This is a genomic window from Enterococcus sp. DIV1304_2, assembly GCF_050555445.1.
Taxonomy (GTDB): domain Bacteria; phylum Bacillota; class Bacilli; order Lactobacillales; family Enterococcaceae; genus Enterococcus_B; species Enterococcus_B pernyi.
Map to the genome: position 1 here is coordinate 2,730,078 of NZ_CP187851.1, position 12,477 is coordinate 2,742,554.

A 12,477-nucleotide genomic window follows, 5' to 3' on the forward strand; every position below is an offset into this window, starting at 1 on the left:
ATTTAAGTTCCTTCTATAATAGATACATTCTTTTTATCCAACTCTGTCGATCGCATACGTTTAATTTCGATATCTTCCGAATCTTCAATCATGATTGCTGGCCCTTCATGATGATCGATCGTGATCTGCTGGAAAGAAATATGCTTACCAAACCGCACATAAAATCCTTGTTGGCGCATGGGTTCTAAACCTGTCATCATAGCTGGCACGCCCGCTTTTGCATCTTTTGCCATTGATATATCGACATGATCGAAAGAAATGTCTTGAACCGCTTGTTCTGCTAGACCATAAATAAAGCCCGCGGAAGCATGAACATTTCGAGCAGTGATCGATGAAAAATGAACACGTCGAACTTGTGGCGTTCGCTCATCGATTGGATACACTTCCTTGTCCCAGACATAGGGATCTTTGCCACGAGGCCCGCAAAAATAATAAAGATTGATGACAAACGGACACAGTACTTGGTCCATGATCAAATTAGTTACTCGGACATCTTCGATCATCCCACCTCGACCTCGGCGTGTCTTTAATCGAATTCCACGATCGGTTTGTTGGAATACGCAGTTCGAAATCGTTACATTCCGAATCCCGCCACTCATTTCACTGCCCAAAACTACGCCACCATGACCGTGTACCATCGTACAATTAGTGATCGTGATATTTTGACAAGGCACTTTATTAACGGCATCCTCTGTCCCTGCTTTGATCGCAATACAGTCATCGCCCACATCAATATGGCAATTACTGATATGCACATTATGACAAGACTCTGGATCAATACCGTCTGTGTTCGGCGAATCAGCAGGATTACAAATGACTACGTGATCGATAGTCACATCTTGGCAATGATTCGGATGGATCGTCCAACTTGGTGAGTCGACCAACTGGATATCACGAATCGTTACTCGTCGACAATGATCAAAACCAAGCAATTTTGGTCGCGGGTACTCAAGTGTTTCATGCTCCTCTCGAAAAATGCGCCACCAGTTAGGACCACTACCATCTAATTTCCCTAAACCAGTGACAGCAATATTTTCTGCATGTTGCGCATAGATACATGAAGCATAGACCTTTTTAGGTACCCCCTCCCAGCTGGATAAAATGGCTGAATACTGGGCTGGGTCATCTGTAAATTTCAATACTGCTCCAGGAGAAAGATACAACTCCACATTACTTTTCAAGCACAATGGCCCCGTTAAAAACTGCCCACTTGGAATGGTTACTCTTCCCCCACCTGCTTCTGCTACTTGATCAATGGCTTGTTGGATCACCGTCGTGTTGAGTATATCGACTGAGGCACCTAAGCTTAAAATATTTATCACCTAGATACACCTTCCACTTCTACTAAGGCTTGCAAAAAAGCCCCAACACCTTTTTGATCATTACATACGATTGGCTCACTAATATAGTAGGCATAAGAACCATCTCTTTGGTCCGCCCCGCCTAAACCTGCAACTTGGCAATTTTTATTCAGATTCAACCAGCCTTCTTTTGTTTCCAAAACAAATTCATCAAATAAGCCTTGATAAGATTTTTTCAACTGAGGAAACCACACTTCCTTCTCCAATATTCCTATGCGAATCCCCTTTGCCATCGCATAAACGAACATGCTGCTTCCTGAAGCTTCTAGATAATTCCCTTTACGGTTCGTTTCGGTTGTTACTTGGTACCAGGTGCCAGTTTCTGATTGATAAGGTAACAATGCTTCTAATGTGGATGTCAGAATCCGCCCCAATAATCGACAATCCACTTCTTTATGCAACAACTCGTAAGTATCAACACACGCCATCAAATACCAACCAATTGAGCGGCTCCAAAAATGATGAGATAATCCCGTTTCTGTATCCGCCCAAGGTTGGACCTTTTTTTCATCCCACGCATGGAACAATAAATTCGTTTTTGAGTCGAACAATCGCTGATAACTGATCTCGAATTGACGTAAAACGTCTTGATAGTCTTTTTTCGACATAAAGGTTTGGATATATTCCGCATAAAAAGGCGCTCCCATGTACAATCCATCTAACCATATTTGCCAAGGATAGATTGCCTTATGCCAAAATACACCTTCAGATGTTCGTGGGTGATTCAACAATTGTTTGGCGCAAGTTTCTGCTGCTTTGCGATATTTCTCATCTCCTGTTTCTTTATAGAGTATAAAGAACAGTTTTCCGGTATTGATATGGTCGATATTGTATTCTTCTAATTCATAGCCTTTGATCGATCCATCTTCTTGTACGAAGTAATCAATGTTTGTTTGGATGAAGTCTAAGTACTTCTTCTCCTTTGTTTTCAGCCATAACAACTGAAATCCTTTCAAAACAACGCCATAATCATAAGACCATTTTTGTTTATATCCTTTATCTAGATACAAATAGGGTGTACGCGCCATAATACTATCTGCTAATTTCTCTGACCAATTCAATCTTCTTCCTCCAATCAATCATTTTAAGAGAGAAAGGGCTGCGGTTGGAATGGTTACAGCCCTTTCTTGATATATCTACTATTGCTGTGCAGCTTTATAAGCCTCTTCGTATTCTTCAGCAATTTGATCGCCACCTTGGGCACGCCAATTGCTGATTGCTTGTTTGAATCCATCTTCATCTATTTGTCCCATAATGTATTGGACAGTTGCATCGATCATGATTTTTTCGATTTCTGAACCGACTTCATTGTTTTTCTCTGAATCTAATGGAACCGTTGGATCTAACACTACAAACTGTTCATTTTCCTTGACTAATTGATTGGATAATTCTTTCTCTGGATCAGCATCTTTAAACGAAAATGTGACTTCACTTGGTCTTGAACTAGACAATGGTTGCACTTCCTGTTGCCAAAGGTCCATGTCGATATATTCGATTGCGCCATCGTCTTGCAATTGGTAATGTGTTCCTTCAATACCACCTGTCATCAATTTATACATATCTTCTTCTAATAAATCATCGACAAACTGAAGTAATTTCTTCAATTGTGCTTCATCTTTGACCGAGGATTTAGGAAATGCCAATAATCCCCCTACGCCATTTCCTTCTGACCACACATGATAATCCCCATCTTCACCATCTGATATTTTATTTACTGGCACAAGCTCCATCTCTGGTTGAATATCTTTCCCCATATTTTTTAGGTTTTTGATATCGATCATCCCGGTATAGATCCCTGTCTTACCTTGTGCAAATTGTTCCTGTTGGTCTGTCTTTTGAGTCACTGCAAAGTCTTGCGCTAAGTAACCGTTTTCAAATAAATCTCTAGAAAAATCCATCGCTTTCTTATATTCATCTGTATCAAATTCGGGAGTAAATTTCCCGTTGCTCTCTACTTTCCAACCATTTGGTGCGCCGTAATACGAAGTGAATAATTTGAAGCTTGTATAACGGATATCACTTGGCGCGCGATCGCCAAAACCAACCGTATCATCGACACCATTGCCGTCTGGATCATTTTCTGTGAATTGTTTTGCTACTTCATAAAGTTCATCCAATGTATCTGGTACTTCTAAGCCTAGATTATCTAACCAATCTTTCCGGATAACTAAACCTGCACGAGCATAGTCTTTTTGCATAGGTACGCCATACAATGCACCATCGATACTTGCCGCTTCGATTCGATCCTCTGATATTTTACTTAAATTTTTATAGTCAGCTAAATAATCAGACACATCCCAGAAAACACCGGACTTCAATGCATTTCGTACAGAGGAATTTTTTAGCATAGCAATTTGTAGTGTCACGATATCTCCCAGCTCATTTGAAGCTAATGCAGTGGTCAACCGTTCCTCTTTTGACGCATCAGGAATCCAGTTAAACGTCAATTCTGTATTGGTTTTCTCCTCGATTTTATCAACGATCGTATCATTAGGTGGTGAAGCTGTATGTAAAATGTTCAACCACGTGATTCGCGTTTTCCCATCCTCTGTATCTGCGGATGTGTCACTTGAATCATTGCCACAAGCTGACAAAGCAAGTATGCTGAGCAAACCGATCCCTGCTGTTACTAACGTTTTTTTCTTCATAATTGTTCTCCTTCACTGAATGTATTTTTATCTATTGCTACTTCTTTCTTTTTAAGACGATCAAATAGTTGCACCGCTGTCCAAGTGATGGCAAAAAAGAAGAAGCTACTCCCCATGAACGTCAACATACCCGGTATCAAGCGAATAATTATCGCGTAACTGCCAATAATGATCAACAGTAAAACGAGTGAATAATGTAACTGAGAAAAACCGAATAAAAAAGCCATTTTGATTTTATAAAACATCCCTTGCCATTGGTAATGGGCCATAATTGGGAAAATATATAGTGCAGATAACACGTAAAAAAAGCTAATGACCAAAATCACAACGCGTAAATACCAATTTTGGATATAGGCAAGATCTACGTATAAGACGAAAGCAACTGAAAAATACAACCAACTGATCAACAACGTTTCTTTGTAGTTTTCTTTAAAATAGTGAAAGTACGTCTGTGTCAGTGGAAAATCCTCAGATGAGCGTAACCACTTCCGGATTACTGAGACCATTGCGTAAGACGCTGGACCAAAAGTGAATAGTCCGAGACCCAAAACAACTAATATTCCCCACAAAAAATTTAAGTAAATGAGTTGCAGGAATCTGATTAATTTTTTATTTGTACTCTCTAACTTTTGCAACATCTGTTTGCTCCTTTGCTAGTACACACCGTCTTCACCCAGTTTTTTTGCTACCTTGTTCGCAAGTATGACCATAAACAAACCTACTACACCTTTGAACAAGCCCATTGAAGTACTAAAACTTAATTGTCCATTTTTCAATCCAGCAGTATAGATATATGTATCAAAAATCTCTGCCACACTGCGATTCAATGAATTGAGTAGTAAGTACATATGCTCAAATCCTAGGTCAAGTGTTTGACCAATTTTCAAAATCAACAAGGTAATGATCACTGGACGGATCGCAGGTAATGTCACATGCCATGTCTTACGTAAACGTCCTGCGCCATCCATTTCGGCTGCTTCATATAATTGCGTATCTACTGCGGTAATCGCAGAAAGGTAAATGATTGTTGACCAACCGAGTTCTTTCCAAATCACCTGTCCAATGTAGACTGTTCGTGTCCAGTCAGGTGATGTCAAAAAACTTATTTTATCTAACCCAATACTGGCCAAAAATTCATTGATGACTCCACCATCCACATTTAAAAAAACATAGGTGATCGAGACGATGATGACCCAAGACATGAAATGTGGAATGTAAATGATTGTTTGGATACTATTCTTGAATCGCTTGCTGGTTACTTCATTCAATAGAAGCGACAGGATGATCGGCATTGGGAAAAAGACAAAAATGTTCAGTCCAAACAAAATCAGCGTATTCCTCAACAACATAAAAAATGTTGGCTCAGTAAATAAACGAATAAAGTGCTTGAAACCAACCCAAGGACTCCCCAGAATCCCCAGATAGGGTTGATAGTCTTGGAACGCAATCACTAAGCCACCCATAGGTAAATATCTGAAAATAATGAAATAAAGGATTCCTGGAAGAATCATCAAGTACAAAAATTTATTCGTTTTGATTCCAGCAATCGTCTTCCTTCTTCTTTTTGTTCGTTCTTCCTTTTTTGATAAAGTAATTGAACCTAGCTCTCTTTTTACACTCTCCATAAGCCCTCCTTGTTAAACATTGTGTGACTTTAATCGCTATCCACAGCATAAAGGAAGAAAAGTGATTCCGTATATAATCATTTTCACTGACGTAGGTAACTGTCGATCATCACTTGATTAATCACTTTTCTGCTTCATCTGTTTGATTTTTTAGGAAATGCCCGTTCCATCTATATGAAACCTCCTGATTTCCCCTCCCTAAAAAATGATTATGTACGTAATTTCAAGCAGATGATAGATTGGAGGTACAAAAATACTTATGGTTTAAAGGAGGGTTCTCTCTAAATGAAAAAAAAGGTTTCGCTTGGAGAAAAAAGCTTTACGATTTTTAATTCCATTTTTCTACTATTATTAGCTTTGATCTGTATCGTACCGTTTTTAAATATCATCGCCACTTCATTTGCTTCTACACAAGAAGTCGTAGCAAAAAAATTCATCCTTTTCCCGACTACGTTTTCTTTAGATGCCTATCGTTACATCTTATCTACACCAACGATTTTTCGAGCTTTAGCTGTTTCTATTGGTGTTACTGGGCTTGGGACAGTCGTCAGCATGTGCGTGACTTCATTGATGGCCTATGGATTATCACGTAAATATCTTTTTGGGCGAGGCTTTTTTAACTTTATGGTTGTCTTCTCCATGCTCTTTAGTGGTGGAATGATCCCGACATTCTTAGTGGTGCGCTCTTTGGGGTTGATCAATTCGTACTGGTCGATGATCCTACCTGTAACTGTCAACGCCATGAACATGATCATCATGCGTAACTTTTTTCAAGCTTTACCTAATAGTTTAGAAGAATCTGCCAAAATGGATGGCTGTACTGATTTTGGGGTCTTTTTCAAAATTATGTTGCCTCTTGCTTTACCTTCTATCGCGACGATTTCACTTTTTTATGCTGTGACCTATTGGAATACTTATATGACGGCGATTTTATACATTAACGATTCCTCAAAATGGCCGATCCAAATCTTGTTACGTCAAATCGTGATCGTGTCAAGTGGGATGCAAGCAGAAAGTAGTGCTGTCGATATCATCCCGCCGGCACAGACGATCAAAATGGCCGTCATTGTAATTGCTACAGTGCCAATGTTGGTTGCTTATCCGTTTGTTCAAAAGTACTTTGTGAAAGGGGCATTGGTCGGCTCTGTCAAAGGTTGACCCTTTCACACTTAAAGATACGCGTAAAAATAATTATTCATTTAAATAGCACGATCTAAGAAAAATTCATTTTTCAAAGATCGTGCTATTTCTCGCAATCGAAACAACTATTTTTCCTAAGTAACTTATGTAGGACTTTAATGATCGGCGTTCACTAAGTTGTCCTCAACGGTTTTTCTTACGGTACTCACCAGGAGTGACGGATTCTTTCTTTTTGAAAAAGCGAATAAAGTTTTGTGAGTTACGATATTTGAGTCTTTCTGCAATTTCTTTCACGGATAACGTCGTTTCTGTCAACCATTTCTTAGCGATCTCTAAGCGATAGTTCTGAATGAAATCTCCAAAGTTTTCACCGGTTTCTTTTTTGAACACGTTACTCAAATAGTTAGGATTATAGTGCAGGCGGTCTGCCACCATGTCTAGTGATAGATCACGATCGTATTCGCTATAGATGATATGGATCATTTTTTCTGATAACGATTTAAACTCTTGCTCCGTGATTTCTTGAGCGCTTTTTGTGATTGGTTGAACAAATTGTTCTAACAGCAATTGTTCAAGTTCTTGAGAATGATAAGTATGTAACACCTTAACATATATTTGCTTCAATTCTTCAAACTGCGTAATATTCACACCCAATAGTTGTCCCAACTGAACAAATTCATTGACTAACCGAATAGCGACAACTTCACGATTCAATCGATTTTTATTTTGAGTGAACATCTCAATGATCAATTCGTGAAGAAGGTGACTGACGTGTTCGTCTCCTGAACGGATGGCTTCAAATAAACGATTTTGTTGTTCCATCGGATATTTGATCAATGTCTTCTCCTGCTGCTCTGAGATGATTTCATGGTAGAACACAATTGAATTTGGTCCAGTATTTACCCGATGGTATAAGGCTTCTTTCGCTTGGTCGACAGATTGCTTACTGTCATTGAGCGTAGTAAAACATTCACTGATCCCAATGCTAACAGTCAATTTGAGATATTCTTGAATCATTTTTTGGATCTGACGACAGTGATCCATTACTTTTTTATTCGCGAATGCTTCTTCTTTAGTAATTCGATAAATCGTTGCTTGCATTTCTTCGTTTAGCACGATAGGAATCATTCGTTCTTCTTTAGGAACGATCTCAGCAATCATTTGGTTGATAGCCAATAGCAGTAAATCTCGTTCTCCTCCATGACTGTCTTCTAAAAGATCGATCTGCACGATTGCTGTATAGTAACATTCATTTTGCGAGTCGTAGTTGAACTGCCGTAACCGTTGATCCAACTCCCGTTTTTCCACACGATTTCTAAAGAGACTCAAGACAAATAATGTTTCTAGTTGTGGTTTTTGAGTAATCAAATTTGCACTCAATAGTTCATTTTCACCAATTACTTGGCTCACTGACTGGACAACGTTCTCTAGTTTCTTTCCAGATAAGCCTTCCGAATGAAGATTCAGTCGGTCTTGAATCTGGCTGATAGGACGAACATATCGTTCAGAAAAGATATAGGACAAGCCCCCTACTAAAATGATCAAAGTAAAGGATACAGTAGCTAATCCGATTTGCAAGTTTCGGACAGTCGTACCTATAGTTGCAGGATCGATCTCTAATTGATACTGCCATTGATTGTAATCAGATTGGAGCAAGATGAAATTCCGACCATTTCTTTGAACCACTGTTGGTACATTCGCTTCGATATTTTGGACTGGTATCACCCCTTCTCTTGATGATTCAGCATCAGTAAAAAGTATCTCTGCTCCATAATAGATTGTTAAGCGGTCTTCATTGCTTCGTTCAATGATTCGTTTCAGTGCCTGATGGTCGATCGAAGCAAAACCTAGCGCATACTTTTCACTGACTGCTTTAGGTAATGCAACAACCATTTCAATTCCATCTGGTTGTTTCGTCCAAAAAACTTGTTGATCCTGATGGACGTACTGGGCTTTTAAATCAGTCACTTCTTGTGGTGATAGTTGATTCAGCGACCCATTCACGACACCCCAACCGCCTTTTAGGCTGACTAACTTGAACGCATTTTCCTCCATTGCGATCGTTTCAATAAAATTAAGTTCTTTTCGTACTTCGGAATAAATAGTGTAGTCGGTATGATTCAAAGGAGATTGAAATATTTCGGAGAAGTTTTTAGTGGAGCCGTATGTAGCGAAAGAGTATTCAATCGTCCGAAACTTCCATTCTACATTTGTTTTGATTTGTTTCAATAGATTTTGTTTATCTAATAAGTAGTTCTCTTCAATCGATTCATAGGTGTTGGTATAGATAAACAAACTAAAGCCAACGACCAGTACCACACCGATAATAAAAAGCGGCATAAACATTTGATAAAACAACATTTTGTTCCTCATTTAGCTTTCTCCCCCTCCAGAATTAAAAGGCTTACATTTTATGTAAAATTGATTATCTTCTAAAGCAATGAGTATCTTCACTCTTTCAGATTAACATACTACTATTTAAAAACATAAGTTTTTTTGAAAGAGCAAAACCTAACGATAGCAAGCTATATTGACTAAACCTTTCATTCATATTACGATGAATGCGCTACCAAAAAATGAACCTAGCATGAAAATCAAAAATAGATTTATCTATAAAAAAAACATCAAATCTGTCAAAAAGAAGCATGAAACCGTCATAAAAATAACAAATATTGATAATTCTCGTTTCGTTCCAGAGATTTTTATCATAAAATTTTTGTCTTACAGAAAGGAAATCATTCGATGGAAAGATTAACTAAAAAGCAATACCCTAAAAACCAAGCTGCAATTACTTGTCTACAGTTTGGTGAAGGAAATTTTATGAGAGGATTCGTTGATTGGCAACTTCAGCAGTTAAACAATCAAGGACTCTATCAAGGAAATGTTGCAATCGTCCAGCCACTAGCTCACGGCTTAAGTGACAAGCTGGCTGAACAAGATCAGCTCTATACGGTTCTACTTCAAGGGTTAATTGATGGCAAAGTCATTGATACGACAGAGCCGATCACTGTGATCGACCGTACGCTCAACCCTTACGAGCAATGGCAAGAATTCCTCGCATTGGCAGAAATCGATGAATTAGCCTTTGTTTTTTCTAATACGACAGAAGCTGGTATTAGTTATCATGAAGCCGATACTCGAAATGATATCCCTCCAACAAGCTTCCCCGCAAAATTGACTGCCTTTTTGTATCATCGATTCAAAATGAATAAAAACGGACTTACGATCATCCCATGCGAATTGATTGATCGCAATGCAGAGCTTTTAAAAAAATTCGTTTTAAAGTATGCAAAAAATTGGCAGCTTGAAACAGAATTTGTCGATTGGCTACACCAAGAAAATCATTTTTATTGCAGTTTAGTGGATCGGATCGTTCCTGGATTCCCGAGAGATGAAATCGATGAATTGCACCAACGATTGGGATATGACGATCAACTGTTGGTCAAAGCTGAACCATTTATGTTGTGGGTGATCGAAGCACCAGAGGAATTGAATGAACGCTTACCATTGAAAAAAGCAGGTCTGAATGTTGTCTTGACTGATGATTTGACGCCTTATCGTGAGCGGAAAGTCCATCTACTCAACGGTCCTCATACTGCAATGGTGCCGATTGGTCTACTGTCAAACGTCTCAACAGTCGAAGAAGTCATGAAAGATCCTCTGCTCTCCGATTACATCAACACATTAGTGACTAGTGAATTGATCCCAATGTTACGCTTACCCGAAGAAGAATTGCTGGCGTACGCTAGACAAATCAACGAACGGTTCTTAAATCCTTTTGCACATCATCAATTACATGCGATTGCTTTGAACAGTGTAGCCAAATTTCAAACACGATTACTACCTATTCTAAAAAAATACATTGAAAAAAGGGAAGCGCTCCCTTCCTATCTGACTGTCTCATTTGCTGCCTTGATCTTGCTTTATCGTTCCGATCATTCGAAAATCCTGGTAAACGATGACCCTATGGTACTCGCTAGTTTCGCTGAAGCTTGGGCTGAGCCAGAGACTGCTGTCCTTCAACTATTGAAAAATCCAACGCTTTGGGGCGAAGATCTATCCGTACTTCCTGATTTAACAGAAACAGTTTCACATTACGTGACAGAGATCGATCAAAAAGGCATTCGTAACGTATTACATGAATTGAAAGGATGAAAAAAATGACTGATCCAGATTTCTCCACTCGAATCATCCAATTACACCCACAGGACAGCGTTGTCGTAGCTACTACCACGATTCCAACGAATACAACACTTCGCTTCGATGATGTTACGTTGACTACCTTTGAAGAAATCCCCTTAGGCCATAAAATTGCTTTGTCTGATTTGAGCGCAGGGGCTGATGTCATCAAGTATGGCTATCCGATTGGTCATCTCTTGACGGATGTCAAAGCGGGGCAATGGATACATACGCATAATATCAAAACAAATCTTTCTGGTGAGGAAAGCTACCAATACCAACCAAAATCACGCCCCATCGTCTATCCACAAGAAAATCGCACCTTTCAAGGCTATCTTCGTGAAGACGGACAAGCTGGGATTCGCAATGATCTCTTTATCGTTCCAACCGTTGGCTGTGTCAATGGAATTGCTGAATTGATCATCCAAGAGTTTAAAAAACGACATGCAGATGACAATCCTTTCGATCATCTCACGATTTTAAAACATCCTTATGGTTGTTCTCAACTAGGTCAGGACCATGAGAATACGAAAAAGATCTTAGCTGATGCCATCCATCATCCGAATGCTGGCGGTGTGCTTGTATTTGGATTAGGTTGTGAGAATAATACGATACAAGAATTAAAGGCTAGTTTAAATAAATATAACAAACAACGAGTAAAATTTTTAACTGCCCAAGATGTCACTGATGAAATAGCACATGGCGTATCATTACTTGAAGAATTAGCAGAAATCGCACGAAGAGATTTCCGTGTTCCTGTTCCTCTGGATAAACTAACGATCGGTTTGAAATGTGGTGGTTCGGATGGATTGTCAGGGATTACTGCTAATCCATTGCTAGGTGCCTTTTCTGACTATTTGATTTCACAAGGAGGTAGCACGATCTTGACGGAAGTGCCTGAAATGTTTGGTGCCGAACAAGTACTGATGGCACGAGCAGAAAATCAAGAAGTCTTTGAATCGATCGTTCGTTTGATCAATGATTTCAAACAATATTTTCTCTCTTATAATGAACCAGTCTATGAAAATCCTTCTCCTGGAAACAAAGCAGGCGGTATCTCTACCTTAGAAGACAAGTCACTTGGTTGCACCCAAAAAGCAGGAAATTCAACGGTAGTCGATGTGTTAGCCTATGGTGAGAAAGTACGTAAAACTGGGCTGAGTTTACTGGAGGCACCCGGTAATGACCTTGTTGCCGCATCTGCGTTAGCTTCTGCTGATTGTCAACTCGTCTTGTTCACCACAGGCAGAGGAACACCTTTTGGTTCTTACGTTCCCACGCTGAAAGTATCAACCAACACACCTTTATTCGAACGAAAACAACATTGGATGGACTTTGATGCTGGTGAATTATTGACTCAATCCATGGCAGAGGTCTTACCTTTATTTATCGATAAGATCATCCGTGTTGCGAGCGGAGAAGAGACAAAAAATGAAGCCAACGACGTAAGAGAACTAGCTATTTTTAAAAATGGTGTCACACTTTGATTTTTCTTATCACTACCTAATCTGAAATTGAAAGAAG

9 protein-coding genes are annotated in these 12,477 nt (G+C 39.2%); 3 read left to right on the plus strand and 6 right to left on the minus strand.

Features of this window, described 5'->3' with window-relative positions; genetic code table 11:
* Nucleotides 1-2: 2 nt before the first annotated feature.
* The 5 genes from IGJ14_RS12635 to IGJ14_RS12655 form a co-directional block, all read right to left on the minus strand.
* Complete coding sequence (locus tag IGJ14_RS12635; RefSeq protein ID WP_019723548.1) at nucleotides 3-1,322, minus strand: glycoside hydrolase family 28 protein; 1,320 nt, start codon at nucleotides 1,320-1,322, stop codon at nucleotides 3-5.
* The gene (locus IGJ14_RS12640; RefSeq protein ID WP_019723547.1) at nucleotides 1,319-2,422 is read right to left on the minus strand and encodes a glycoside hydrolase family 88/105 protein; all 1,104 of its coding nucleotides are present in this window, start codon (nucleotides 2,420-2,422) and stop codon (nucleotides 1,319-1,321) included. Before IGJ14_RS12640 ends, IGJ14_RS12635 begins: the two co-directional genes overlap by 4 nt.
* Before the next feature lie 78 nt (nucleotides 2,423-2,500).
* Nucleotides 2,501-4,009, minus strand: coding sequence for an extracellular solute-binding protein (locus tag IGJ14_RS12645; RefSeq protein ID WP_066025642.1), 1,509 nt, complete (start codon nucleotides 4,007-4,009; stop codon nucleotides 2,501-2,503).
* Nucleotides 4,006-4,647, minus strand: coding sequence for a YesL family protein (locus IGJ14_RS12650; protein WP_019723545.1), 642 nt, complete (start codon nucleotides 4,645-4,647; stop codon nucleotides 4,006-4,008). Before IGJ14_RS12650 ends, IGJ14_RS12645 begins: the two co-directional genes overlap by 4 nt.
* Nucleotides 4,648-4,662: 15 nt before the next feature.
* Nucleotides 4,663-5,634: an ABC transporter permease gene (locus IGJ14_RS12655; protein WP_019723544.1), complete on the minus strand. Its 972-nt coding sequence runs from the start codon at nucleotides 5,632-5,634 to the stop codon at nucleotides 4,663-4,665.
* A gap of 285 nt (nucleotides 5,635-5,919) precedes the next feature.
* Between IGJ14_RS12655 and IGJ14_RS12660 the strand changes: the two genes are divergently transcribed.
* Nucleotides 5,920-6,792 carry a carbohydrate ABC transporter permease gene (locus tag IGJ14_RS12660; RefSeq protein WP_023520460.1) on the plus strand — a complete coding sequence of 291 codons (873 nt, stop codon included), beginning with the start codon at nucleotides 5,920-5,922 and terminating at the stop codon, nucleotides 6,790-6,792.
* Nucleotides 6,793-6,957: 165 nt separating this feature from the next.
* Here the strand turns inward: IGJ14_RS12660 and IGJ14_RS12665 are convergent, their stop codons facing one another.
* A complete protein-coding gene (locus IGJ14_RS12665) occupies nucleotides 6,958-9,147 on the minus strand; it encodes a helix-turn-helix domain-containing protein (RefSeq protein ID WP_195476081.1) in 2,190 nt (729 codons plus the stop codon).
* Between the two features lie 369 nt (nucleotides 9,148-9,516).
* Here IGJ14_RS12665 and IGJ14_RS12670 point away from each other — a divergent pair, with 369 nt between their 5' ends.
* Together IGJ14_RS12670 and IGJ14_RS12675 are read left to right on the plus strand one after the other, a co-directional pair.
* On the plus strand, nucleotides 9,517-10,929 hold the full coding sequence (locus tag IGJ14_RS12670; protein ID WP_019723057.1) for a tagaturonate reductase: 1,413 nt from the start codon (nucleotides 9,517-9,519) through the stop codon (nucleotides 10,927-10,929).
* Nucleotides 10,930-10,934: 5 nt separating this feature from the next.
* Nucleotides 10,935-12,440 (plus strand): UxaA family hydrolase, encoded by a 1,506-nt coding sequence (locus tag IGJ14_RS12675; protein WP_019723056.1) that lies wholly within the window; start codon nucleotides 10,935-10,937, stop codon nucleotides 12,438-12,440.
* Nucleotides 12,441-12,477: the final 37 nt, after the last annotated feature.

Coding starts and splice junctions, on each gene's coding strand:
- IGJ14_RS12645 (WP_066025642.1), bottom strand. CDS start 4,009: ATGAAGAAAAAAACGTTAGTAACAGCAGGGATCGGTTTGCTCAGCATA.
- IGJ14_RS12675 (WP_019723056.1), top strand. CDS start 10,935: ATGACTGATCCAGATTTCTCCACTCGAATCATCCAATTACACCCACAG.
- IGJ14_RS12665 (WP_195476081.1), bottom strand. CDS start 9,147: ATGAGGAACAAAATGTTGTTTTATCAAATGTTTATGCCGCTTTTTATT.
- IGJ14_RS12660 (WP_023520460.1), top strand. CDS start 5,920: ATGAAAAAAAAGGTTTCGCTTGGAGAAAAAAGCTTTACGATTTTTAAT.
- IGJ14_RS12670 (WP_019723057.1), top strand. CDS start 9,517: ATGGAAAGATTAACTAAAAAGCAATACCCTAAAAACCAAGCTGCAATT.
- IGJ14_RS12655 (WP_019723544.1), bottom strand. CDS start 5,634: ATGGAGAGTGTAAAAAGAGAGCTAGGTTCAATTACTTTATCAAAAAAG.
- IGJ14_RS12650 (WP_019723545.1), bottom strand. CDS start 4,647: ATGTTGCAAAAGTTAGAGAGTACAAATAAAAAATTAATCAGATTCCTG.